The organism is Endozoicomonas sp. ALB032, assembly GCF_049310125.1.
In the GTDB taxonomy this organism is placed as follows: Bacteria; Pseudomonadota; Gammaproteobacteria; order Pseudomonadales; family Endozoicomonadaceae; genus Endozoicomonas_A.
This window is the reverse complement of sequence record NZ_JBLYNW010000001.1, coordinates 5187945-5214451: the sequence shown is the minus strand read 5'-3', so window position 1 is coordinate 5214451 and position 26507 is coordinate 5187945. Positions and strand designations below refer to the sequence as shown.

General features: G+C 48.8%; 18 protein-coding genes. 7 read left to right on the top strand and 11 right to left on the bottom strand.

Annotated elements, in window-relative coordinates; all coding sequences use genetic code 11:
• Positions 1–21: 21 nt before the first annotated feature.
• The 6 genes from nagZ to ACO6VG_RS19010 all read left to right on the top strand — a co-directional run bounded on the left by nagZ (position 22) and on the right by ACO6VG_RS19010 (position 5520).
• Positions 22–1068: a beta-N-acetylhexosaminidase gene (nagZ, locus tag ACO6VG_RS19035; protein ID WP_422412185.1), complete on the top strand. Its 1047-nt coding sequence runs from the start codon at positions 22–24 to the stop codon at positions 1066–1068.
• 94 nt (positions 1069–1162) lie between these two features.
• Positions 1163–2290 (top strand): mechanosensitive ion channel family protein, encoded by a 1128-nt coding sequence (locus tag ACO6VG_RS19030; protein WP_422133762.1) that lies wholly within the window; start codon positions 1163–1165, stop codon positions 2288–2290.
• A 142-nt stretch (positions 2291–2432) separates the two neighbouring features.
• Positions 2433–3509: a mechanosensitive ion channel family protein gene (locus ACO6VG_RS19025; protein ID WP_422133761.1), complete on the top strand. Its 1077-nt coding sequence runs from the start codon at positions 2433–2435 to the stop codon at positions 3507–3509.
• 35 nt (positions 3510–3544) lie between these two features.
• On the top strand, positions 3545–4738 hold the full coding sequence (locus tag ACO6VG_RS19020) for a PP2C family protein-serine/threonine phosphatase (RefSeq protein ID WP_422475138.1): 1194 nt from the start codon (positions 3545–3547) through the stop codon (positions 4736–4738).
• 16 nt (positions 4739–4754) lie between these two features.
• Positions 4755–5087 carry an STAS domain-containing protein gene (locus ACO6VG_RS19015; RefSeq protein ID WP_422137961.1) on the top strand — a complete coding sequence of 111 codons (333 nt, stop codon included), beginning with the start codon at positions 4755–4757 and terminating at the stop codon, positions 5085–5087.
• Position 5088: 1 nt separating this feature from the next.
• Positions 5089–5520 carry an ATP-binding protein gene (locus ACO6VG_RS19010; RefSeq protein WP_422133758.1) on the top strand — a complete coding sequence of 144 codons (432 nt, stop codon included), beginning with the start codon at positions 5089–5091 and terminating at the stop codon, positions 5518–5520.
• A gap of 76 nt (positions 5521–5596) precedes the next feature.
• On the opposite strand, the gene ACO6VG_RS19005 is transcribed toward ACO6VG_RS19010, so the two are convergent.
• Entirely contained in the window at positions 5597–6619 is a 1023-nt protein-coding gene (locus ACO6VG_RS19005) for a CsiV family protein (RefSeq protein ID WP_422475136.1), read from the bottom strand.
• A gap of 82 nt (positions 6620–6701) precedes the next feature.
• Positions 6702–10145 carry a transcription-repair coupling factor gene (gene mfd, locus ACO6VG_RS19000; RefSeq protein ID WP_422475134.1) on the bottom strand — a complete coding sequence of 1148 codons (3444 nt, stop codon included), beginning with the start codon at positions 10143–10145 and terminating at the stop codon, positions 6702–6704.
• Between the two features lie 327 nt (positions 10146–10472).
• Here mfd and ACO6VG_RS18995 point away from each other — a divergent pair, with 327 nt between their 5' ends.
• Positions 10473–11909, top strand: coding sequence for a glyceraldehyde-3-phosphate dehydrogenase (locus ACO6VG_RS18995; protein ID WP_422133755.1), 1437 nt, complete (start codon positions 10473–10475; stop codon positions 11907–11909).
• 46 nt (positions 11910–11955) lie between these two features.
• On the opposite strand, the gene ACO6VG_RS18990 is transcribed toward ACO6VG_RS18995, so the two are convergent.
• The 9 genes from ACO6VG_RS18990 to ACO6VG_RS18950 all read right to left on the bottom strand — a co-directional run bounded on the left by ACO6VG_RS18990 (position 11956) and on the right by ACO6VG_RS18950 (position 26481).
• Entirely contained in the window at positions 11956–13464 is a 1509-nt protein-coding gene (locus ACO6VG_RS18990; protein ID WP_422133754.1) for a SpoVR family protein, read from the bottom strand.
• Positions 13465–13466: 2 nt separating this feature from the next.
• On the bottom strand, positions 13467–14738 hold the full coding sequence (locus tag ACO6VG_RS18985) for a YeaH/YhbH family protein (protein WP_422133753.1): 1272 nt from the start codon (positions 14736–14738) through the stop codon (positions 13467–13469).
• A 17-nt stretch (positions 14739–14755) separates the two neighbouring features.
• The gene (locus ACO6VG_RS18980) at positions 14756–16678 is read right to left on the bottom strand and encodes a PrkA family serine protein kinase (protein ID WP_422133752.1); all 1923 of its coding nucleotides are present in this window, start codon (positions 16676–16678) and stop codon (positions 14756–14758) included.
• A 151-nt stretch (positions 16679–16829) separates the two neighbouring features.
• A complete protein-coding gene (locus ACO6VG_RS18975) occupies positions 16830–18431 on the bottom strand; it encodes an ABC transporter ATP-binding protein (RefSeq protein ID WP_422137956.1) in 1602 nt (533 codons plus the stop codon).
• A 3-nt stretch (positions 18432–18434) separates the two neighbouring features.
• Positions 18435–19487, bottom strand: a complete 1053-nt coding sequence (locus tag ACO6VG_RS18970) for an ABC transporter permease (RefSeq protein WP_422408888.1) — start codon at positions 19485–19487, stop codon at positions 18435–18437.
• Between the two features lies 1 nt (position 19488).
• Positions 19489–20577, bottom strand: a complete 1089-nt coding sequence (locus ACO6VG_RS18965; RefSeq protein ID WP_422133749.1) for a microcin C ABC transporter permease YejB — start codon at positions 20575–20577, stop codon at positions 19489–19491.
• A gap of 3 nt (positions 20578–20580) precedes the next feature.
• Positions 20581–22545, bottom strand: coding sequence for an extracellular solute-binding protein (locus ACO6VG_RS18960; RefSeq protein ID WP_422475132.1), 1965 nt, complete (start codon positions 22543–22545; stop codon positions 20581–20583).
• A gap of 325 nt (positions 22546–22870) precedes the next feature.
• Positions 22871–24703, bottom strand: a complete 1833-nt coding sequence (locus ACO6VG_RS18955; RefSeq protein WP_422408892.1) for an extracellular solute-binding protein — start codon at positions 24701–24703, stop codon at positions 22871–22873.
• Positions 24700–26481: an extracellular solute-binding protein gene (locus ACO6VG_RS18950; protein WP_422475130.1), complete on the bottom strand. Its 1782-nt coding sequence runs from the start codon at positions 26479–26481 to the stop codon at positions 24700–24702. Before ACO6VG_RS18950 ends, ACO6VG_RS18955 begins: the two co-directional genes overlap by 4 nt.
• Positions 26482–26507 lie beyond the last annotated feature (26 nt).

Here is a 26507-nt window from a genome sequence, read left to right as displayed (position 1 = left end):
GGTCAGGAGAGCAAGAAAAGTATGTACAGGCATGATCATAACAATGCGAAAAATAATGGCGTTCTGATAATCGACCTTGAAGGTCAGACCCTCCAGCCTGAAGAGCGGGAATTACTCCTGCATCCCGGTGTTGTCGGCGTGTTGTTTTTTGCCCGGAATTTTCACGATCGTAAACAGTTGTGTGATCTGGTCAGAGACATAAGAAGCATCAGACAAAACCTGATTCTGATGGTGGATCAGGAAGGTGGCAGGGTTCAGCGTTTCAGAAACGATTTTACCCGTTTGCCGCCTGCAGAGCGTTATGCCAGCTATTTCAAATGTGATCCCCAGAAAGCCCTGGAGTTGGTTGAGGATTGTGGCTGGCTTATGGCTGAAGAAATACTCTCCTGCGACCTTGACATGAGTCTGGCTCCGGTCCTGGATCTTAATCTGGGTCTTACAGATATAGTGGGCGACCGTGCCTTCGGCTGTGAGCCAGAAACCGTCATTAAACTGGCCGGTGCATGGTTCAGTGGTGTCCGTGAATCAGGAATGCCCTGTATAGGTAAACATTTTCCCGGTCATGGCAGTGTTAACGAAGATTCTCACCTGACCCTGCCCAGGGATAGTCGTGCGCTGGATGCCATCCAGCAGCAAGATATGGTGCCATTCAAAGCTCTGATAGAGCAGGGCATAGAAGCGATTATGCCCGCTCACATTGTTTTTCCTGAAGTAGATGATCAGCCTTGTGGTTTTTCATCAATCTGGTTGAAAGACATCCTTAGAGAACAGATCGGCTTTAATGGCTTAGTGATCAGTGACTGTCTGACCATGGAGGGTGCAGCTTCAGCCGGAAGTTACACTGTCCGGGTCGAAAAAGCCTTGAATGCGGGTTGTGATTTATTGTTATTAAGCAGCAGGGAGGGTGTCCGGGAAGTTCTGCCCTGGCTTGAACGGTCTTCTTTCTCTACGCCTGATCTTTCATCTCTTCAGGCCCGTGGCGGTCGAGCTCTGGAAGAGCTGGTGACCATGGATCGCTATCTTAGTTGCAAGGACAGACTGGATTATCTTTCTGAACGATTTAACTGATCTGCCATAAAACGTCCATAGAATGATTTCAACCTTGTGGGAATGAAATCATTCTCAGTGTTAAGTGTCCCGTTTTCTATCCGGAAGTCTGATAATGTCTCTTTCTCACCCTTTTTTTCATGAACTGGATATTCCTCAATGGGTTATTCAGGCCGTTATTGTCCTGTTGATTTCAGGCGTTATCCATCTGATCTTGTCCAGAGTGTTTGCTCATCTTTCCAGAGATGGTCGTGCAGCCCTTACCCCTTGGAATGATGCCGTTATCAGGGGACTGAGAACCCCTGTGATCCTGCTGATCTGGGTTATTGGTTTCTGCTGGGTTGTTGGTGTAGCTGCCAAGGCTACGGATTCTGAGTTAATTGATGGTCTGAATAATCTCAGGGATGTCATTATCCTGACTCTGGCGGGTTGGAGCATTATCCGTTTCATTCGTCAGCTGGAGCGAAACTTTCTGAATCCTGAACTGGCAGGCGATCGGTCTAATGATCCAACGACTGTAGTAGCGATTGGCAGATTAAGCAGAATTGTGGTCATCATCATCTGTTTTCTGACTGTATTACAGTCACTTGGCTACAGTATCTCAGGTCTTTTGGCATTTGGTGGTGTGGGAGGTTTGGCAGTCGGTTTTGCCGCTAAGGATATGCTGGCCAATTTCTTTGGTGGTCTGATGATTTACCTGAATAAACCCTTCCGGGTTGGTGACTGGATTCGTTCGCCGGATAGAAACATTGAAGGCACTGTGGAATACATTGGCTGGAGAGAAACCCGCATCAAGACATTTGATAAGCGACCACTCTACGTTCCCAACGCCACTTTCAACAGCATTTCTGTTGAGAATCCATCGCGAATGGAAAATAGAAGGATCAAGGAAACTGTTGGCCTGAGGTATCAGGATGGCCAGAAGGTGGAGGTGATCGTCGAGGAAATACGGCAGTATCTGAACGACAACGATGAAATCGCCAGCGATAAGACTCTTCTCGTATCGCTCAATGCCTTTGGACCCTCCAGCCTCGATATTTTAGTCTATTGCTTTACATGTACCAGAGACTGGGCAGAGTACCTCAGGGTTAAACAGGATGTCCTGGTCAGGATAATGGCTATTATCCATTCTCATGGTGCTGATATTGCCTTCCCGACCCGGACGCTTGATGTCCCGCAAGAGTGGCTCGGCAAGTTGAAACAGACACCGGCAAAAACGGCTGAACGAGCTATGATAGATTGATTTCAACCCTTCAGTGTTGAAATCAAAGTATGTTCGTCCAGCTTTTATCCCTTGAGGATAATTTCAATGGTCTGAATATAACCGGGAAGGCGATGGCCGATATCTCCTTTACCGTGGGGTTTTCTTGTGCGAGGAGCAGGCAATGTTTTGGGAGGGTCTTCTTAAAGGGGAGAATGTCGATTTAGTGACAGCGCTTGTGGCTGCTGTTATCGTTTCCTGGTTCAGCCACTTCCTTCTCAGTCGGTGGGCTCAATCTGAGAATCAATCGGTGAGAGCCTGTCTGGCCTCAGCTTTTCGTCCTCCGTTGTTGCTTCTTCCGTGGTTGTTATGTTTTTTTTACCTCGCTCACTGGTTTGTTGATCATAGTGAAGAAGAAGGCCATGACTGGCTGGCCACATCAGAAGCTGTCTGCTCAGTATTACTTCCACTCTGGCTTCTGCTGAGACTCATCAGGCAGTTACCGAACATTGCCGAGATCTCGGGCGTTCAAGATAAAGATCTCGACCTGGCCAGAACCCTGTCACGGTTTTTTCATATCGTTCTGATTGTTCTGGCGGTGATGATTCTGGCGCAAAAGTTGGGCTATTCGCTCTCCGCGCTGCTGACTTTTGGTGGCGTAGGCGGCTTGATTGTGGGTATGGCTGCCAGGGAATGGTTGGCCAACTTCTTTGGTGGTTTGATGTTAATGCTGGATAAACCCTTTAAAGAAGGCGATTGGGTTCGTTCTCCGGACCGACAGATAGAAGGCCATGTAGAACATATTGGCTGGCGCTTGACCCAGATAAGAAATTTTGATCGCAGACCCGTGTTTGTCCCGAACTCGGTCTTCACCAGTATCGTTTTGGAAAATCCATCCAGAATGCGTAACCGCCGGGTTGTTGAAAACTTTGGTATTCGCTACGAGGATCTGGACAAGATCCCCGCCGTCATGAATCAGATCACGACAGAATTTCTTCAGCATCCCGAGCTGGATTGTTCGGAGCCCCACTATGCAAGGTTTCTTAAATATGGGGATTCATCACTGGAGTGTCAGGTCCGGGTGCATGTCATTCCCAAGGGCAGAGTGGACTTTGTCAGGGTCCAGGAAAGCATCATGTTGATCATTGCTTCTGCAGTGCAAAAAGCAGGAGCGGAGTTCGCCTATCCGGTGATGAAAGTGATTCATAAAGCGAATGCTGAACCAGAGTCAGGTAACTCACCCGATAATGATAGCCACTGATTAAGATGAAATAAGGCCCGGCCGATAAAGGCTGAATGAATATTCTTATCGTTGAAGATGCTCGTGACCAGCGTTTGATGCTCTCCGTGGTATTGAAAAAGCAGGGGCACCAGGTACTCGAGGCCGAGAATGGTAGACAGGCTCTGGAGATTCTGCGGGAACATCAGGATGTCAGAATTATCATCAGCGATTGGATGATGCCTGAGATGGATGGTCTGGAACTGCTCAGGCAGACCCGAAAAACAGATCTTGGACGTTATATTTATTTTATCCTGCTCACCGGTAATGCAGATCATAAGGCAGTTGTTGAAGGCATGAATGACGGGGCGGATGATTTTCTTGCCAAGCCGGTTAATTTTGATGAATTGGCTGCCCGCCTGAAAGCAGGGATTCGTATCATCGAACTTGAGAGGCAGCTCGAGCTGCAAAATACACGCCTGGTTGAAGCGATTCAGACCGTTGAAAAAGATCTTGAATCGGCGGCCAAAGCCCAGGAAGTTTTGCTGGCTCAACCGGCGACCATACAACATGTTTCTTTTGACTGGTTTTTCCAGCCCAGCAAAATACTGGGCGGGGACATGTTTGGTTATCAGGCTATTGATGGTGAAACCTTAGGGTTCTATCAACTGGACGTGGCCGGGCATGGTATTCCCTCAGCGCTCTTTTCATTTACTCTGAATAATATTCTCTCAGAAACATCGGGCAGAGGCTCCATCGTCAGGGAAACATTGGATTATGAGCCATTCAATAAGGTGCGTGCGCCCGAACAAGTTCTGGCCTCACTGAACAGGCGGTTTCAGCTGACACCGGAATCGATGCTTTATTTCACCATTGCCTATGGACTTATCAATAGTCGCACAGGTCAAGTCACATTATCCCAGGCGGGTCATCCGCAACCCTTATGGATTCATCGTGATAAAGCCATTGTAGAGCCCGTTGCGGGTGGAGGCGTGCCCATCGGTATGATGCCGGATATGGAATACACCTCCTGCACTTTGCAGTTTCAGCCGGGTGACCGTCTGTTTCTCTATTCTGACGGCGTCACAGAATGCGAAAACACTGAAGGTCAACAGTTTGGTGAGGCCCGTTTGCTGCAATGCCTGCAAGATACTTTAGATGACGATTTAAAATCAGTTGTTGACCAGGTAGAGAAAAATGTCAGAGACTGGAGTGAGCTGGACCGTTTCGATGACGATGTGACCTACCTGTTACTGGAATGGAAACCCTGAAAGCCAGGAGGATGGCATGGCGTTTGAACACTACGAGGAAGGCCAGATTACAGTGGTCCGGATTGATGAGTCCCGTCTCGATGCTTCCGTTGCCGAAGCGTTTAAAACCTATGTGTTTGATCTGATTGAAGAGGGCAAATCCGAGCTGATTGTCGATCTTGCCGAAGTGCGTTTTATGGACAGCACAGGCTTGAGCGTGCTGGTAGCGGGTCTTAAGAAATTGTCGGGTAACGGGTCACTCGGTCTGGCTTCTGCACAGCCTGCGGTACAAGATCTGTTTGATCTAACGTCCATGGATAAATTGTTCAAACTCCATGGTTCAGTGGCTGAGGCTGTTAAAGGGAGCTGACATGTCACAGGTGCTGAAGCTGGAAATCGACAGCCAGTTATCCAATACAACGCTGGTGGCTATGGCGGTCAGAGGTGTCTGTGCCATGACCACTCTCTCTCCTGTTGAAATTAATCGGCTAGAGCTTTGTCTGGTAGAGATTGTCAACAATGCCATTGAGCATGCTTACGAAAATGAAGCGGGCCATCCGGTGGAAGTGTGTATCAATCTGGACAAGACCATGATGAATATTTCTGTTAGCGACTGGGGACACAGTATTCCGGACGATGTCATGCAGAATAAGACTGAAATGGTCGTTGATCCTGAGCATCCTGAAGCCTGGTTGTGCAGTGGCCGTGGTCTACACATTGTGAACAAGCTGATGGATCAGGTGACCTATGAGTCAAACCAGGACAAGAACAGCTTTATCATGAAAAAAGAGCTGCGCCACTGACAGCTCTTTTTATACCAATCGAACTTTCCACGCCGCCTTGTCTCGGGTTAGAAAGCACGATGGGTATTACTCCGAATCAGCTGCCTTCCTGATCGACAATTCCGGGTAGTATCCCTGGCTCCGGGCTTTTTTCCTGGTCAGCTTCCATTTCAGGTAGCAAAGGTTTATCCGGCTTTTTATAGGGCGTCAGTTTGAACAGAACACCGATGACCGGGCTGTCCAGGTACTGAACCTCATCACTGTTTTTGATTCTGCGACTTTCCTGCAAATGAAAATTACGGGAAATCTTCATGGGCTGACCGTCAGGTGCCCTGACCAGTTGCAGATTTTTATCCAGGGTTGGTTTCTTTTGAGACTCCGGGTGCGGCTGAACATTCTCCATGTTTTTTGCCAGTGCTTCCCATGCCAGTTCGCTGTACCAGAGATTAACTTTTACATGCAGATAACGACTGGAGCTGATCGTAACGGTACCTTCCAACATACTGGGTTTTTTACTTTGTGTGTTGTAGTTGCCTATCCTGATTGGCCTCGAACTTTTGCCTTCCCTGAGCGGCATCAGCCAGGCTTTTTGATCGAGAATCCGGTAGCCACCATTTTTGGACAGGGCACTGCTTTCACTTTGCAACAAGTGTGATGGGTAGGGCAGGGACACAAAGGCATCCCGCTCCAGATCTGTTGCAGGCTTTTTGTCAGGACGATCCAGAAAGTCAGTGAGATCAGAAGAGGTTCCTTTTGCGTCTGTCCCGGAGTTGTAGGATTTTAGCTTAATGGCGTCAGCGGGAAGAGGGTGAGCGGTAATACCAGGCCATTTCTCATTGTCACTCGTACTCTGCTCGTTCAAAAATACAATCATGTCAGCCTGGTACCACTGAGTATCCTCACTGGCAATGGCCGTTATGGAGACTGTGCCCAGAAGTAGGGTACCGATCGCTTTTTGAATCATGCCGAAGGTGACATTGTGATTAACAGTCGTTTTTTTCAGCTCAAGGCGTTTCATAAAATCCCTGCTTAATCCTGAAACTCTTTGACCTTCAGTCTGGTGTGCAGCGGTGCGCCAGTGCTGAGGTATCTGAACAGTGGGCTTCAAAAGTGTGGTCATGCCGTTTCGTAAACAGTTTTAGAGGACTCAGAGCCATATGAAGCAGACATTGATCGAAAAGACGCATGACTGCTTCTCACTCTTATGGGGCCAGTCGATCCAGTAGTTGCTCAAGCAGCTTGAATCGTGCTTCGCCTTTTTCCATGGAGCCACTGTACTTCAACACGCTGCTACCTTCCAGTTTGTATAGGTGCGGCTCAGATTGAATCAGCTGAATGATCGCAATGGGGTCAATGTCCGGTTGACTGTTAAATTCGATTCGGGCACTGCTGGCACCGGCATCAATTTTAATGATACCCATTTTCTCGGCTCTTAACCTGAGACGGGTCTGCCGAAAGAGGTTCTTGGTCTGTTCCGGCAACAGGCCGAATCGGTCAATCAGTTCAACCTGAAGGTTTTTCAGATCTTCGTCGTTTTTCGCTGCAGCAATTCGTTTATAGAGAATCAGTCGGTTATGAACATCATGAATATAGTCCTCCGGAAGCAGTGCGGGTAACCGCAGGTTCACATCGCTGCCTTGCTGTAAAGGTTTGTCCAGGTCCGGTGTTTCACCTTTTCGGATCGCTTCCACTGCTTTCTCAAGCATTTCGGTATAGAGTGTAAAGCCAACATTCTGAATCTGCCCACTCTGATCTTCACCCAGCAACTCACCCGCTCCCCGTATTTCCAGGTCATTGGATGCCAGCATAAAGCCAGCTCCCAGGTCCTGGGCTTCGGCAATGGCTTCCAGTCTTTTCAGAGCATCCCTGGTCATGGATTTTGGTGAAGGTGTCAAGAGATAAGCATAGGCTTGATGATGAGATCGACCGACCCGACCTCTCAACTGGTGCAATTGTGCCAAGCCAAACTTGTCCGATCGGTGGATGATAATGGTATTGGCATTCGGTATATCAATACCTGTCTCAATGATGGTAGTACAGACCAGGATATTATGTCGTTTGTGATAGAAGTCGGACATGACCTGCTCCAGCTCTCTTTCACGCATCTGACCGTGACCGACGGCAATACGTGCCTCAGGAATAAGCTCCCGCAAATCAGCAGCCGCTTTCTCGATACTGGAAACTTCGTTGTGCAGGTAATAGACCTGACCGCCGCGCAATAGCTCACGCAGAATGGCTTCTTTGACCAGTAATTGATCGTTTTGTCGAACAAAGGTTTTAACTGACAGCCGTCGTGCAGGTGGCGTGGCTATGATTGACAGGTCGCGAATACCCGACATTGCCATATTAAGTGTCCGTGGGATCGGGGTAGCCGTCAGAGTCAGAATATCAACTTCGGAACGCAGGGATTTCAGCATTTCCTTGTGCCTGACTCCGAAGCGGTGCTCCTCATCAATAATCAACAGGCCCAGATTTTTGAACTTGAAATCACCCTGAATCAGTTTGTGGGTACCAATAATGATATCCAGTTTGCCTTCTGCGACTTTCTCCCTGAGTCCTTGAATTTGCTTTGCCGATTTGAAACGTGAGGCTACGTCGATTTCAACGGGCCAGTCGGCAAAACGGTCACGAAAGCTTTCGTAATGCTGCTGAGCCAGCAGGGTGGTCGGGACCAGGATCGCTATTTGCTTGCCACTTTGGACTGCCAGAAAGGCTGCTCTCATAGCCACTTCTGTCTTGCCAAAACCGACATCACCACAGACCAGTCGGTCCATGGGTTTACCCTCAGACATGTCTTTTATGACATTGATAATTGCCTGCTGTTGGTCCGGTGTTTCCTCAAACGGAAAGCCGGCCGTGAATGCATGATACTGTTGATCCGGTGCCGAAAAGGCAAAGCCCATTCTGGCTTCTCGTCGGGCGTAGATATCCAGTAGCTCCGCTGCAGCATCTCTGGCCTTCTCAGCCGCTTTGCGACGAGCCCTGGACCATTGTTCGCTGCCAAGACGGTGCAGAGGAGCAAGCTCATCATCCGTGCCGGTGTAACGGGCAATAAGATGCAGAGAAGCGACAGGAATGTAGAGTTTAGCTTCGCTGGCGTATTCCAGGGTCAGGAATTCGGTTTCCTGATCATCAACGGACAGGGTTTGAAGACCACGATAGCGTCCTACGCCATGATCAATATGGACCACTGGAGCACCTTCTCTCAGCTCGGTCAGGTTACGGATGGTTTGATCGGTATCGGTCTGGGTATCGCCTTTTCGCCTGCGGCGCTGCATAACTCTCTGGCCCAGAAGCAGGGATTCCGGAATTAGGGCAATATTCAGATCTTTGAGAAAGAATCCTGATGCTAAAGTACCCAGGGTAATCCCCAGCGTCTCTTTTCTGCTCAGGAAGGTATCCCAGCTGTTGAATGTATCGGGGCGAATATCGGACTGGGCCAGCATTTCCAGCAGGACTTCCCTGCGACCCGCGCTCTCGGTCACCAGAAGAACCCTTGGTCCTGACTCGATCAGGTCTTCAAGAGGCTTTAAAGGGTGGTCGGCTCGGGCATTCAGGGTCAGCTCAGGTAATGACTGGTGATCAAGGTTGAAGCTGTCCGGGGCATCAACATGCTCAGCTGACAGGATAATACGCGGGTATTGTTTCAGAGCCCGGTTGATTTCTTCTGAAGGCATTAAAACCTTTGCGGGAGGCAGAAGCGGGTGGTGTTTATCGACTTTCCGGTTTTCGTAGCGATCCGTCAGATCCTGCCAGAAGTGTTCAATCGCTTCCTGCACGCCCTGATATTGAATGATCGTTGTGTCAGTGGACAAATGATCAAACAGCGTGGCTGTCTTTTCGAAAAACAGGGGCAGGTAGTATTCAATACCCGGGCTTGCCATTCCCTGTCCTATGTCCTGATACACGGGACACTCACGGTGATCCACATCAAACGCTTCTCTGAACAGACTGCGGAAGCGATCTCTGGAGGTCTTGTCCATTGGGAATTCATGACCTGGAAGCAGTTCTATATGATCAACCTGTTCTATGGAGCGCTGGCTTTCCGGATCAAAAATTCGCAGGGTATCGATTTCATCATCAAACAGGTCAATCCGGTAGGGGGTATCGGAACCCATGGGGAAGATATCCATGAGCGACCCCCGAATTGCGAACTCACCATGCTCGTAGACTGTTTCAACACAACGATAACCCGCCTGTTCCAGTTGTTGCCTTTTCTCGGCAAGTACAAAGGTTTCACCCCGCTTCAAAACCAGACAGTTGGATTCCAGATAATCCCGGGGACAGAGTCGGTGCAGCAGGGTGGAAACCGAGATGATCAGCAGGGTCTTTTCGCTGCGAGGCAGTCGATACAGGGTTTTCAGCCGCTGGGAAATGATGTCCTGATGGGGAGAAAAAGCATCGTAGGGCAGTATCTCCCAGTCGGGAAAGTGCAGAATCCGGGTGGACCGATCACCTTTTAGGAAGAAACTCAGTTCTTCTTCAAGGGCATTGGCCTGAGCGGAATCCGGGGTAATAACCAGAAGCGGCCTGCGGGTTGACCGGGCGGCACTGGCTATGGCGTATGAGCTTGTTGACTGGCTTAAATGACCCCAGAAGGTTTTATGCCCCGGAGTCTCTGGAAGCTGGAAAGAAGATGATTTCAAGTTGGCCTGCGACATGAAAGGTGGTTTGTTCTTTATACGCTAGACCCGCAATTGTAGCTGCTCGGGGCGCCAGATACCATGCACTGGCGCAGCAACAGTCTTTTATGTATCGAAAGAATGATTAAACGCAGTGTTAAAGTTTGTTGTACTTTGTTGCCAAGTGGAGGTGAACTCTGGATAATAGCCCCAGAGCCGAAAGGCCAAAAAACGCAGACCAATGTTGTTTGAAGTAATCTGTCGGTTGCTTTCGGGTAACAGTCTGCCAGAAGTAAACAGCCTTGAGCTGATTGACAGCCTTGAGTGCATAAAAATTACAGGATTGGAACCGTGGGAAAAGACCATTTTCAGGACTGGAGAGAACGTGAAGCCTTAGCCGAATCCATGATTCCATTGATCGGCCGCTTGTATCGCGAAAACAACGTTGTGACCTCAATCTATGGCCGCTCAATCATCAACCGTTCTGTGATTGACATCCTTAAATCTCACAAATACGTCCGCCAGGTAGAAGGTTCTGCCCTCTGTGTCCGTCAGACATTCCCTGTCATTGAATTGCTGAGCAAGCTGAACCTGGCTCCGGGCAGAATTGATATTGGTAAGCTGGCATCCGGCTACGAAAAAAGTGAAGGCAAGCAAACCCTGGAAGCGTACGTTCGCAGTCAGGTCTCCGGGCTCGTGGATGGCAAGAATGGCAATGGCCATGACGATAAAGATGTCGTTCTCTACGGCTTTGGTCGTATTGGTCGACTCATGGCTCGAATTCTTGTTGAACGAGCAGGTGGTTCCGGCCTGAATTTGAGAGCGGTTGTCGTTCGCAAGGGCAAAGCGGAAAACGATCTGCAAAAGCGTGCCAGTCTGCTGAGACGTGACTCGGTCCACGGTTCATTCAATGGCACCATCAGTGTGGATGAAGAGAACAATATCATCTACGCCAACGGTGTGGCGATCCGGTTTATCTATGCCAACTCTCCGGATTCCATCGACTACACAAGCTACGGTATTAACAACGCCATCATCGTAGACAATACCGGTGTATGGCGTGATCAGGAAGGTCTGAGTCAACACCTTCAGTCTAACGGAGCTTCCAGGGTTCTGCTGACTGCCCCGGGCAAGGGCGATCTGAAAAATGTTGTGTTTGGTGTCAACCACAACATCATCAATGATGAAGATCAGATTATTTCTGCTGCGTCCTGTACCACCAATGCGATCACACCCGTACTGAAAGCGATCTGCGACAAATTTGGTGTTGAGAATGGCCATGTGGAAACCGTTCACTCCTACACCAATGACCAGAACCTGATTGATAACTACCATAAAGGTTCCCGCCGTGGTCGCAGTGCTGCCCTGAACATGGTGATCACTGAAACCGGAGCTGCAAAGGCCGTCTCAAAGGCGCTGCCTCAGTTGCAGGGTAAGTTGACCGGTAATGCCATTCGGGTTCCGACTCCCAACGTATCCATGGCTATCCTGAACCTGAATCTGTCCAAAGACACTACCGTTGAAGAGCTTAACAGCTATCTCCGCGAGATGGCGCTGTTCTCTGATCTCAAGAAGCAGATCGATTACGTGACCTCTTTTGAAGCGGTATCCAGTGACTTTGTCGGTAACCGTAATGCGGGTATTGTTGACAGTCAGGCCACCATTGTTGATGGCAACCGCTGCGTACTCTACGTTTGGTATGACAACGAATTTGGTTACAGCTGCCAGGTCAATCGTATTCTGCAACACATGACCGGTAATCACCACAAGACCCTGCCTCTTCAATAACAGGCATTAGTCTATCGTCCTGAAAAAGCTCATCTGATGAGTTTTTTCAGGGGGTGCAGTGTATTTCCGAGGTACAGTAACTGTGCTGTACCACACCTTTAGCGTCCACGGAATTCAACCGTACGTCAAACCCCCATAGCAGGTGCAGGTGTTTGAGAATTTCCATAGCAGTTCCTGCGTGAAGGTTCTGACCTAGGTGCATGGAATGAATCAGGGTCAGCGAGCGGTCTCCTCTTACATCAACATCATAAACCTGGATATTAGGCTCCTGATTACCCAGATTGTATTGATTGGACAATGCCTCCCTGAGTGCTTTGTAACCTGACTCATCGTGTATGGCGCTGACTTCCAGGAAGGCTTTTTTGTGGTCGTCATCAATGCAAAATAACTTCATATCCCGCATCACTTTGGGTGAAAGGAACTGGAGTATAAAACTCTCGTCCTTGTATTGAACCATGGCGTGATGGATAGCTTTCAGCCAGTCACTGCCCGCCAGGTCAGGAAACCAGAGCCGGTCCTCTTCAGTAGGGTGCTCGCATATCCGGCGAATGTCCCGGTAGATATTAAAGCCCAGGGTATAAGGATTAATGCCGGAATAGCGTGGATCATCAAAATCCGGCTGAAACACGACATTACTGTGGGAATGCAGAAACTCGAGTATGTAGCCTTCGTTTATCAGACCTTCCCGGAAGAGCTGATGCATCAGTGTGTAATGCCAGAAGCTGGCCCAGCCTTCATTCATGACCTGGGTCTGTCGCTGAGGATAAAAATACTGGGCTATCTTACGGACAATTCGAATCAGTTCCCGCTGCCAGGTTTTTAACAGTGGGGCGTTTTTTTCAATAAAGTAGAGAATGTTTTCTTCCGGCTCCGGAGGGAAACGTCTTCTCAATTTGGCAGGGTCTTCCTTTTTGGTCGGGACCGTACGCCAGAGGTCATTGATATTTCTCTGGATATATTCTTCTCTTTCCCGTGCCTGATTTTTTTCCATTTCTGCAGAAATAGCAGAAGGGCGCATATATCGATTGACCCCCTGGTTCATCAGCGCATGACAGGCATCAAGCATCTCTTCAACGGCATCCACACTGTATTTCTCTTCGCACTGATAAATGTAGTTCCTGGCAAACAATAAATAATCGACAATCGAGTCTGCATTGGTCCACTGGCGAAAGAGGTAGTTGCCTTTGAAAAAAGAGTTGTGACCATAACAGGCATGGGCAATCACCAGCGCCTGCATGGCCATGGAATTTTCTTCCATCAGGTAGGCAATGCAGGGGTTAGAGTTTATGACGATTTCATAGGCCAGGCCCATGTGGCCGCGCTGATAGTTTTGAAGGTTGGTGAGAAATTTTTTGCCAAAACTCCAGTGATGGTACATCAGGGGCATGCCTACTGAAGCGTAGGCATCAATCATCTGTTCCGAATTAATGACTTCGATCTGGTTCGGGTAAGTATCAAGCTTAAATTTTTCTGCCAGCTGACCAATGGCCCTGTCATAAGCATGAAGCAATTCGAAGGTCCATTCGGAACCGGTTGAAAGGTACTGGCGAGTCATGGCTATTCCACTTTCTTTTCGAAAAGACGTCGGAAGACCGGATAGATATTGCTCTGGTCACGAATCTGCTGCTGGGCAAACTGTTCACTGAAGTTTTTTTCGATGTCTTTGTAGGTATGCCAGAGGTTCTGATGCCGGTTGGCGATTTCTACGTAGGCGAAATACTGGACCAGAGGCAGAAGCTTCCGGGTAATGGCGTCATGACAGAGTGGGTTATCGCTGTCCCAGTTATCGCCATCTGAGGCCTGAGCAACATAAATATTCCATTTTGCCGATGGATAACGATCATCAATGATCTGCCTGGCTAGCACCAGTGCTGAAGAGACAATGGTACCTCCCGTTTCTCTGGCGTAAAAAAAATCCTGTTCGTTACATTCTCGTGCTTGGGAATGATGTCTTATAAAAACCACTTCAGTGGCTTCATAATTTCTTTCCAGAAACAGGTAAAGCAAAAGAAAAAACCGCTTGGCGATATCCTTGATCTCCCGGGTCATGGAACCCGAGACATCCATGATACAGATCATAACGGCTTTGCTGGAAGGTTGTGGCACCCTCACCAGATTGTTAAAGCGCAGATCAAAGTCGTCAATAAACGGCAACCGACGCAGCTTTTTGTTCAATTCAGTGATTTGATGGCGAAGCGCCTCTTCCTTCTCCCTGTCACGACCACCTGGTTGTACCTCAAGCTCCCTGAGTTGACGCTTCAACTCCCTGATCAATTTGCGTTCCTTGCCAAAAAGGGCAATTCTGCGGGCATTAGCGGCCCTGAGTGAACGCACGACATTCAACCGGTCAGGAGAGCCAAACAAGGTGAATCCGGCACGCCTGAGAGAGTATTCGGTGGTGTCCATCAGGTTTTTCCTGATCAGGTTGGGCAGCTTCAGATCTTCAAAGAGATACTGAAGAAATTCATCCCGGTTGATCTGGAAGACAAAGTCATCAATGCCCGAACCCTGATGACTGGCTTCGCCTTCACCTGCCCCCTGACCCTGACTACCCTCTGGGCGCTTGAACCTGTCACCTGAGTGGAACTCTTTGTTGCCGGGATGAACATGTTGTCTGCGACCATTATCGCCATGATGAAAGACCGGTTCTGATACATCCTTCCTGGGAATAGTGACATCCGTACCACGCTCCATATCGGTAATCGAGCGTTGGTTGATTTGCTTCTTTACAGACTCTTTGATGGTGTTTTTGTACCGTCGCAGAAAGCGTTGACGGTTAACGGTACTTTTTTTGCCGCTGTTCAGGCGTCGATCAATGATGATACTCATGACGGTCACTTGCCGGGCTACTGGGACTTTCTGACCCTGATGTACCATTCAGACAGCAGCCTGACCTGCTTTTCGGTGTAGCCATGTTGGACCATGCGGTCTACAAAGTCGGCATGTTTCTTCTGGTCGTCATGAGAAGCCTTGGCGTTGAAAGAGATGACCGGCAGCAGATCTTCTGTGTTGGAGAACATCTTTTTCTCAATCACGGCTCTCATCTTCTCATAACTGAGCCAGATAGGATTCTTGCCCTGCATGTCAGCTCTGGCCCTGAGCACAAAATTCACCACCTCGTTGCGAAAGTCTTTCGGGTTGGCTATGCCCGCTGGCTTCTCAATTTTTTCCAGCTCATCATTCAGTGCCTTACGGTCAAGAATCTGCCCGGTATCCGGGTCCCTGAACTCCTGATCCTGAATCCAGAAATCCGCGTAGGTAATGTAGCGATCAAATATGTTCTGGCCATACTCAGAATAGGACTCCAGATAAGCCGTCTGTATTTCCTTACCCAGAAACTCAACGTATCTTGGCGTCAGATACTCCTTGAGAAAGCCGATGTAACGCTCTTCCAACGCTTCAGGGAACTGTTGTTGTTCAATCTGCTGTTCAAGAACGTACAACAGGTGAACCGGGTTAGCTGCTATTTCGGTAGGGTCAAAATTAAAGACCTTTGAGAGAATCTTGAAAGCAAAACGAGTTGATAATCCTTCCATGCCCTCGTCAACGCCAGCGGCATCCTTGTATTCCTGGAGCGATTTGGCGTTGGGATCCGTGTCTTTGAGATTCTCGCCGTCATAAACCCGCATCTTCGAGTAAATGGAAGAATTCTCCGGATCAACAATTCGCGACAAAACGCTGAATTGAGCAAGCATCCGCAATGTGTCCGGGGCACAGGGGGCCTTGTTCAGAGAGCTGTGCTCAAGTAACTTCTGATAAATTTTTATCTCTTCACTCATACGGGTGCAGTAGGGCACTTTGATTATATTGACGCGATCAATAAAAGCTTCATTGGTTTTGTTGTTTCTGAATGCCTGCCACTCCGATTCGTTCGAGTGAGCAAGAATAATGCCTTCGTAAGGAATGGAGCCAAGACCTTCTGTGCTGTTGTAATTCCCTTCCTGGGTGGCTGTCAGTAAAGGGTGGAGTACCTTGATGGGCGCCTTGAACATTTCGACAAATTCCATAACGCCCTGGTTGGCTCTGCAGAGCGCCCCCGAGAAGCTATAGGCATCCGGATCATCCTGGGAATACTCTTCCAGTTGTCGTATATCTACCTTGCCTACCAGACTGGAAATATCCTGATTGTTTTCATCGCCGGGTTCGGTTTTGGCAACGGCAATCTGCTTCAGTCGGTCAGGGTAGAGTTTGACGACTCTGAATCGGGTAATATCACCCTTGTATTCCTCAAGGCGCTTAACAGCCCATGGGGACATAATGTAGCGCAGACAGCGACCGGGTATACCGAATTCTTTCGCCAGCAGCTCTCCGTCCTGCTCCGGGTTGAAAAGACCCAGCGGTGATTCGAACACCGGTGACCCCTTGATGGCATAGAAGGGCACTTTTTCTATCAGTTCTTTCAGTTTTTCTGCCAGAGACGACTTACCACCGCCCACCGGGCCAAGCAGGTAGAGAATCTGCTTTTTCTCTTCCAGTCCCTGGGCGGCGTACTGGAAGTAAGAAACAATCTGTTCAATGGCTTCTTCCATACCAAAGAAGCCATCAAACGCCGGATATCGTTTGATCAGCTTATTGGAGAAAATTCTGCTGAGCCTCGGGTTTCTGGAAGTATCGATAAGCTCCGGCTCACCAATGGCCTCAAGAATACGCTCGGCGGCGCTGGCGTAGGTTCCGGGTTCATTCTTGCACAGTTCCAGGAAAGCCTGAAGGCTCATCTCTTCTTCCTGGGTCAGGTCATATCTTTGCTGGTAATGTTCAAACAGGGACATGCTGCTTACTCCGACGGGATTCGTCTGCAGGTGAAGTGAAGATAGTTGAAAAGCCAGTGATGACAATGAATCAGGGAGTGAAGTATTTCATCTTCTTCATAAAAGAACGATGAAATACTCTCAGAATGCAGACTGTTTTTCCTGTCAGGAATCAGCGCCGCTGATGACTTTCGAAGGCGGCTTCAAGCAGCTCGCGGGTGTATCCTGTTTGCGGATGGTGAAAGATCTGTTCAGTTGATCCCTGTTCAATAATCTCACCGTCTTTCATCACCAGAATCCTGTGGCTCATAGCTTTCACTACAGCAAGGTCATGGCTGATAAAAATATAGCTCAGGTTGTATTTTTTCTGCAGGTCTCTCAACAGCTCAATCACCTGAGACTGGACAGTCCTGTCCAGCGCCGAAGTGGGCTCATCAAGAATAATCAGCCCGGGTTTCAGAACCAGGGCCCTGGCTATGGCAATACGCTGTCTCTGTCCGCCAGAAAACTCATGGGGATAACGGTGCCGCCATTGAGGGTTAAGACCGACTTCTGTCATGGCTTTTATGATCAGATGGTCCCGTTCACTGTTGCTGGCCAGCTGGTGGATATCGAGTCCTTCGCCAATGATATCGGCTATGGTCATTCTCGGACTCAGACTGCCATAGGGGTCCTGAAAAACAACCTGCATCTGTCGTCGGTATGGACGACACTGTTTCTGGTTCAGGAGGTGGAGGGCTTCACCTTCAAAGTAGATCTGACCCTGACTTTCCTGCAACTTCAGCAGGGCCATGCCCAATGTGGTTTTTCCAGAACCGGATTCACCGACAATACCCAGTGTTTCACCTTTTGCAACTGAGATGGAAAGATCGGTGACGGCTTTGATATGGTCAACCGTTCTTCGAAAGAATCCGGCTTTGACTGGAAACCAGACCCTGATGTCCTGTCCTTCGATAACCTTATGTTGCTCATCAGAGACAGGAGCAGGAGCCCCTGAAGGCTCAGCATTGAGCAGCTCTCTCGTATAAGGATGTTTTGGCTGATTAAAAACCGCTTCTGTGGCACCGGTTTCCACCAGTTCTCCATCTTTCATGACGCAAATTCGATGGGAAACATGATGGATCAGGTTGAGGTCATGGCTGATAAATAAAATAGCCATACCCATTTTCTGCTGCAACTCTGCCAACAGTGTCAGGATTTGCCTCTGGACGGTGACATCCAGTGCCGTGGTGGGCTCATCAGCGATAAGGACCTTTGGCTCGCAGGCCAGTGCCATGGCAATCATGGCTCTTTGGCGCTGGCCACCGGACAATTCGTGAGGATAGGCTGAAAGCTTTTTGGCGGGCTCCTGAATGCCCACCAGTTCAAGCAGCTCCAAAGCCCGCTGACTGGCAGATTGAGGGCGCATTCCCAGATGCAGACTGAGAACTTCGCAGATCTGCTTCTCTATGGTATGCAGTGGATTGAGAGCGGTCATGGGCTCCTGGAAAATCATACCAATCTGATGACCCCGAACGCCTCGCATTTCTCTTTCTGACAGAGCCAACAGGTTTTTGCCAGCAAACACTATCTCGCCCTGGTGACTGGCATTTTCAGGAAGCAGTTGCAGTATGCTCAGAGCTGTAATGGATTTACCTGAGCCGGACTCACCCACCAGACCCAGCGTCTCTCCGGGAAACAGTTCAAAACTGACGTTTTTTACCGCATCGCTGCTGCCACCGCTCTGGTTGAAGCGGACTTTCAGGTCTTTGATTTGGAGCAGGGAACTTGTCATCGCTTAGTGACCTGTAACGTATTTGCGTGGATCCAGAGCGTCGCGGGTGGCTTCCCCGATAAACACCAGCAGGGTCAGCATCACTGACATTACCATGAAGGCTGTAATGCCCAGCCATGGCGCTTGAAGATTGTTCTTACCCTGGGCGATCAGCTCACCCAGTGAAGGTGATCCGGCTGGCAGACCAAAACCCAGGAAGTCCAGAGAAGTCAGGGTGGTAATGGCTCCGGTCAGAATAAAGGGCATAAAGGTGACTGTTGCAATCATGGCGTTGGGCAGAATGTGACGAAACATTAACCGGCTATCGGTCATCCCCAGGGCTCTGGCTGCACGGACATATTCAAGGTTTCGACCACGCAGAAATTCGGCACGGACCACATCCACCAGTGCCATCCATGAAAACAGCAGCATAATACCCAGCAGCCACCAGAAGCCGGGCTCGACAAAGCTGGAAAGAATGATCAGCAGATACAGGCTGGGCATACCTGACCAGACTTCAATAAATCGTTGTCCTATAAGATCAGTTCGTCCGCCGTAAAATCCCTGTATGGCGCCTACGGCAACCCCTATGACGGAGCTGAAAAGCGTCAGAATCAGACCAAAAAGTACGGATATTCTGAAACCATAAATAACCCTTGCCAATACATCTCTGCCCTGGTCATCGGTGCCCAGAATATTGTCAAACGTGGGAGGTGCCGGAGCAACTCGGGCATAGTTGATAGTATCGTAGCTGTAATGAATCGGTGGCCACAACATCCATCCATGGGGTTCAATCAACTCTTTTGCGTAGTCCTGGCGGTAATCCATTTCCAGTTCAAACTCGCCACCAAAGGTTGTCTCAGGGTAGATATGTAAAATGGGGGTATAGATTTCACCCTTGAAATAAACCAGAAGGGGCTTGTCGTTGGCGATAAATTCGGCAAATAACGTAGTGAAAAACAGGAAACCGAAAATCCAGAGTGAGTAATAGCCCCGCCGATTACTTTTGAAACTTTGCCAGCGTCGCCGGTTGAGCGGGCTTATACGGGAAGGCTTTATGCTTTGAGACGATGCCATATTAGTCCCTCGCCTCGAAGTCAATTCTTGGGTCGACCAGCATGTAGGTCAGATCTCCCAGCAGTTTTACCACCATGCCTATGAGAGTGAAGATAAAGAGAGATCCGAAGACCACAGGGTAATCGCGATTAATGGCGGCTTCGTAGCCGAGCAGGCCCAGTCCATCCAGTGAAAAAATAATTTCAATCAGCAATGAGCTGGTGAACAGTATGCCAATCAGGGCCGCAGGAAATCCGGATATCACCAGCAGCATGGCGTTTCTGAAAACATGTCCGTACAGCACCTGGTTATCATCCAGACCCTTGGCGCGGGCTGTCTGCACATACTGGCGATGAATTTCATCGAGAAAAGAGTTTTTGGTCAGCATCGTTAATGTTGCAAAACCACCAATAACAATGCAAAAAACCGGGAGAACCATATGCCAGGCGTAGTCTGCCAGTTTGCCGATCAGACTGAGCTGATCAAAGTTTTCCGAAGTTAACCCACGCAGTGGGAAGAAGTTCCAGTAACTGCCACCGGCAAACAGAACAATAAGCAGGATGGCCAGCAGAAAGCTGGGAATGGCATAGCCTGTGGTAATAACAGCGCTGGTCCAGACATCGAAGTGGCTACCGTGCTTTATTGCTTTTCGAATGCCCATGGGAATGGAGATCAGATAGATCAGCAGTGTGCTCCATAAACCCAGAGAGATTGAGACAGGTAACTTTTCCTTGATGAGGTCAATGACTTTCGCATCCCTGAAAAAGGAGTCGCCAAACTCAAATTGAGCGTAGTTGACAACCATTTGTAAAAAGCGCTCGTAGGCGGGTTTGTCAAAACCGTAAAGCTTTTCGATGTCTTTGATGAGTTCCGGGTCCAGTCCCCGCCGTCCCCGATACTCACCGGATTCGTCCACACTCAATTGTTGAATCTCGGCACTGCTGGAGCCTCCGATACGACTGGTGGCATTGATTTCAAAACCTTCCAGTTTGGCAATCATTTGCTCAACAGGGCCACCCGGTGCAGCCTGAATGATGACAAAGTTCAGAAGCAGGATGCCAAACAGTGTCGGAATCATTAACGCCAGACGGCGTAGAATATAGCTTTTCATAATTCAGTTGCGACGTTTTGAACGACGGATGACCCATCCCAGAAACAGGATGACCAGTAGAATGCCGACAGGCCAAAGTGGTATGCCTTTATTTTCTTCATTTTTTTCTTCGCCATCGGCGGTCGCGTCTGAAGAAGCCCTGATGGTTGTCGGTTCTATCCACCAGGAGTCCAGGTCCAACTGATAAAGAGGTTCCTGATCAGGACGGCTGAGAGGGTGTTTAAGGGGCTTCCAGTAGGCAACCCGGTTACTGGCCAGATACCATTGGGGGATCATGTATTGATTCCAGAGCAGCACCCGATCCAGAGCCTTAACGGCGGCGACCAGATCCTCTCTGGAGTCGGCATTGATTAATTCCCTGATCAGGCCATCAACCACCGGGTTTTTAATCCCTATCAGGTTTCGACTGCCTGGCAGATCCGCTGATTCGCTGCCCCAGAAGTCCCGTTGCTCGTTTCCGGGCGAACTGGATTGGGGAATGCGACTGACCAGCATATCGAAGTCGAAGCTTCTGAGGCGGTTTATGTATTGTGAAATATCCACGATTCGCAGGTTGGCATCGATGCCCATGGCTTCAAGGTTTTTCTTCATTGGCAGGGCCACTTTCTCCATGCTTGAATCATACAGAAGAATTTCGAATTCAAAGGGCTTGCCGTTTTTCCGGAGCGAGCCATTTTCCAGATTCCAGCCCGCCTGTTCCATCAGGGACAGAGCTTCGCTCAGCTGATTGCGGATTCTGCCACTGCCATCGGTGACGGGCAGTTTGAAGGGTTGGGTAAATAACTCGGCGGGGAGTTGATCTCGCCAGGGCTCAAGGTAGGCCAATTCTTTACCTTCAGGAATGCCGGTTGCTTCCATATCAGAGTTGGCAAAATAACTCTGTGTCCGGGTGTAACTGTTATAGAACAGATTCTTGTTAAGCCATTGGAAGTCCATGGCGTAATTCAACGCTTTTCGAACTCTGACGTCCTTGAAAATATCTCTGCGCAGGTTAAAGACAAACCCCTGCATACCCTGAGGGGCTTTGGTTGGGATGGATTCCTGAATCAGGTCACCTTTTTTAACTGCCGAAGTGTCATAGGCGGTGGCCCAGTTTCTGGCAATATTTTCAAAGCGGAGATCGTACTCCCCGGCTTTCAATGCTTGCAGTGATACGTTGGCATCCCGGTAATAGTCATAACGACGCTCATCAACGTTATAGCGACCTTTGTTGACCGGCAAATCCTTACCCCAGTAATCAACAACTCTCTCGTAAACAATACTGCGACCCGGCTCGGCAGAATGGATTTTGTATGGGCCGCTGCCCAGAGGGTGAGTCAGGTTGCCCTCTTCGAAGTTATTCGACTCTTTTTCCCAGAAGTGTTTTGGAAGAACCGGGAGTTGGGAAATGATCAGGGGAAGTTCAGGATTACGGTTGTGTTTGAAAACGAAGCGCACACTGCGTTTGGACAGGGCTTCAGCCTTGGCAATATCGCCGTAATATGCCCGGTAAAACGGTGAGCCTTTGTCCCTGAGCAGTTCAAAACTGTAAACCACATCTTCGGCAGTTACAGGCTGTCCGTCGTGAAACCGGGCTTTTGCATTCAAGTGGAAAGTGATGCCGCTGTTATCAACGGCGGGCTCTGCATATTCAGCTACCAGGGCGTACATGGAGAAAGGTTCATCGGCACTGCTGGTCATCAGAGTATCGTAAATCAAGCCTAATCCCGCAGCCGGAGTTCCTTTTTCTATATAGGGGTTCAGGCTGTCAAAAGTCCCCATGCTGGCCATTCGCAAGGTTCCACCCTTGGGTGCATCGGGGTTCACGTAGTCAAAATGTTTGAAATCTTTTGAGTATTTGCTGTCACCGTAAAGGGAGAGGGAAGGGAGTTTATTAACTGCGTCCTCTGCTTTTACCGTTACAGGCATCACAGACAGGGAAAGCAAGAGGGTCGCAATGGGGAGGGACTGGAAAATCGTTGTCTTCAACGATCTTTTTATCATCACTGTATGATTCATGGTTAGCCTGGATCGCATTGTTATAACTTTTGCCTCAAAACTATAGTCGGCTCCCTGACTACAGGTATTGCTTCTTGCGGAGTTGTTCCGATTTCTGACAATATTGTAAACACCTATCAAACCTGACAGGCAAGGTCTAATTCATCATAAAAAGGTCATTAATACTTTTAGATGACGGTAAAAGTTGATCTGAAGCAATTAAAATACCTGTGTTGCTTCAGAATCAACACCTACAAACATGTAACCAGAGAGTTCCTGATTGTTAGTATCGCAATGTACCCTGTCTCCCAAGCGGTTAATCTACTTTCTTCAGTATTGAACCAGCATTAGCTCTGGCTGATGGTGGTTTATTCGTTTGATACCACCATGTACTCAGGTCAAGAGCATAAAGCGGCGTCGTCTCAGGATGCTTCAGAGTATCCCGGTACAGAACGTTCCAGGAAGGTGAGTACCAGAGAGGCAGTGAGTAGTGTCCCCACAGCAGAACTCTGTCCAGGGCATGAACCATTGAAAGCAGTTCTTTACGGCTGGTGGCTGATGGAATCAATTGAGCTATGTGATCGACCACCGGTGAATGAACACCCGACAGGTTTCTGGTTCCTGGTTGATCAACGGTTTCCGATCCCCAGAAGGATACCTGTTCGGTGCCTGGTGATGCAGTATGTCGATAGACATGCAGTACCAGTTCAAAATCCAGTTCACGGAGTCTGGCTACCATCTGGAGTGGGTCTATACGATGAACATTTAAGGTAATACCAAGACGACTCAGACCGTCCTTGATGGAAAGCAGAACTTTTTCATGTTCTTCAGTGGCTACCAGTGCGTTCAGGACCAGTGGTTCCCCCATGGCATTAACTTGTTGATTATCTTTTATTTCCCAGCCTGCCTGTTTTAATAACCTGAGTGCGCTTGCCATACTCAATCGGTCGCCCGATGCCAGTCGGCTATCAGGTACTTTGAAGGGTTCATGGAAGAGGGCTTCAGGCAGTTGTTGCTGAAAGGGGTTCAGCCATTTCAGTTCTTCAGGTGAGGGAATTCCACTGGCTGCTAGTTCAGAGCCTGCAAAAAAGCTTTCAGCAGGTCGATACATTCCAAAGAAAAGGTGGTCGTTGATCTGCCTGAAATCAAAAGCATATCCCAGACTTTCCCTGACTCTGGCATCTTTTAGAAAAGGTCGCCGGGTATTGTAGGCTAACGTCAGGGTTTGGGGGTTATGGTTCTTTATGACTTCTTGTACCAGACGATATTTTTTAATTCGGTTCTCGCTCAGCTGGGTATTCCAGATGGTTGGGTCTGTAATCAGTCTGAAGTCATATTGATTGCTGAACATCGCTTCTAACAGCACAGATTCGTTTCCGTAATATTCGAACAGCATGCGGTCAAAATTATACCGACCCCGGTTTACAGCCAGGTCTTGTGCCCAGTAATCTTCGTCTCTTTTATAACTGATGGATCGTCCGGGATTGATTTTATCGACTTGGTAAGGACCGCTGGTGACGGGGACTTCAAATCCGGAGGGCGGAAAATGTCTGTCTTTCCAGTAGTGTTCTGGAAGTATAGGCATTTGCCCCAGGATTAGAGGCAGCTCCCGGTTTTTGTTGTTTTTAAAGGTAAATAGTACCCTCATAGGCGCTGTGACTTCAGCTTTCTCGATATCATCATAGAAGTGGCGGTAGAAGGTTGAGCCTTTCTCCCTCAGAAGATCAAACGAGAATTTCACATCACTGGCTGACACCTTATGGCCATCATTAAAGCGAGCTTTGGGATTAATATGATAGGCAACCCAGCGGTTATCAGGGTCCAATTCTATGAACTGGGCAATCAAACCGTATTTACTTAAAGGCTCGTCCCAGGATCTTTGCAGCAGGCTGTCGTAGAGCAAGTCGCTGCCAGCCGCAGCCGAACCGCGATCTACAAAAGGTGTAAGACTGTCAAACTGGCCGGTCACGGCCTGTCTGAATTCACCGCCTTTTGGTGCGTCCGGGTTGGCATAGTCAAAGTGTTCAAAACCCTTATGGTACTTTGGTTCACCATAGAGACTTATGGCATGCTTCAGAGGAATGTTTTCTGCTCCCCATACCAAAGAGGACGTTACTATCAAAAATATTCCCGCAACAAGGCGTTTCATTTTGGTTCTTTCTCCCACCAGATGCTGAGGTCCACAGAGCCGTAAAGACCTCCGTTGTCAGGATAGTTGTAGTGGCTTCTGTATGCTACCCGCCAGTAACGATGGTAGAGCTGGGGAATGGTGTAATTTTCCCAGAGCAGGATGCGATCCATAGCTCTGGTGGCGGCCTGCAACTGGTTGATGGATTCAGCCTTGATAATAGACTCAATCATGGCGTCAACCGCAGGGTGATTGACACCTGCGAGGTTCTGCGTGCCCTGTTGATTGGCAGTACTGCTGCTCCAGTATTCTCTTTGTTCGTTGCCAGGCACATCAGGCTGGTGGAAGGTTCTGAGCAGCATATCATAATCCTGATTGCGCACTCTTCGAATGTACTGAGAGACATCCAGCGAGGTGATCTGCATTTCAATGCCGAGCATTTCCAGATTACTTTTGAACGGTATAGCAACACGTTCCTGTTCTGGCACCGCCAGCATCAATTCGAACCTGAGTGGCTCACCGGTTTCCTTGTTGACCCTTTTGCCGTTTTTGAGTTCCCAGCCAGCCTGTTTCAGAAGTCTATTAGCATAACTGAGCTGTTTTCGGATATTGCCAGTGCCATCTGTTTGTACACCAGTCCAGGGTTGTTTAAACAGCTTCTCAGGAAGTATGTCCCGATAAGGTTCAAGCAGTTGGGCTTCAGCTCTATCGGGTATGCCTGAGTGGGCAAAATCCGAGTTGGCAAACAGGCTTTCGGGTGCTGAATAAATGCCATAAAGAAGATTGGCGTTGGTCCAGGCTACATCGTAACCCTGACTGATGGCTTCTCTGACCCGTTGATCGTTAAAAGGGTATTTTCGACTGTTAAAGATAAAGGACTGAACCTGAAAGCTCTTGCGAGGGTAATTTTTCTTGATGATTTTCCCGCTCTCCAGGTCCTTACCCTTATAGGCATAAGTCCAGTTTTTGGCCAGATTCTCTATCCGGATATCGTAGTGTCCACTGAGAAAAGCCTCGAGAGAGAGCGTGGAGTTCCTGAAATACTCCAGTCTGATCTGCTTAAAGTTATTCCGGCCAATATTCACAGGCAGCTTCTGAGCCCAGTAATCCTCATTTCGCTCAAGAAAAACGGTCTGGCCAAGCTCATAGTGTTTGATGCTGTAAGCCCCTGAGCTGACAGGAATGTGGATCTTAGTGTCAACATCTTCAGACTTTGTCCAGTAATTACTGTGAATTATGGGTAGCTGGGCCAGTCGAAAAGGCAGCTTTTTGTCTTCGGGGACATTCAGGGTCAGTTTTACCCGGTTTCCGGGTTCAACTTCTATTTGATTAACATCCTTCAACAGGAGCTTGAAGTTGGAGAAGTCGCCATTTTTATATTGAAAAAATGTATCCCTCACAGTTTCGGCAGTAATCGGGTTGCCGTCGGAAAAACGGGCTTTCGGGTTAATAACGAAACGTACCCAGCGATTATCATCCGGGTATTCGATACGTTCGGCAATCATTGGATAAAGACTGCCGGGCTCATCCCGGCTGGCAAACATCAGGCTGTCGTAAATGTAGCCACCAACGGCAGCAGGCACACCTTTGGAACTTAAGAGATCAAAGGTATCGTAAGTGCCTAGAACCGCCAGTCTGACCTTACCCTGACGGGGAGCATCAGGATTGACATAGGAAAAGTGTTGAAAGTCGGCAGGATATTTGGGAGTGCCGATCAGGCTGATGGCATGACCTGTGCGATAGGATTCCTGAACACTGGCCAGTACAGAAGGATAAAACCAGGAAATGTTCAGCGCCATAAGAGTTCTTGCCCATCGTTTGATCG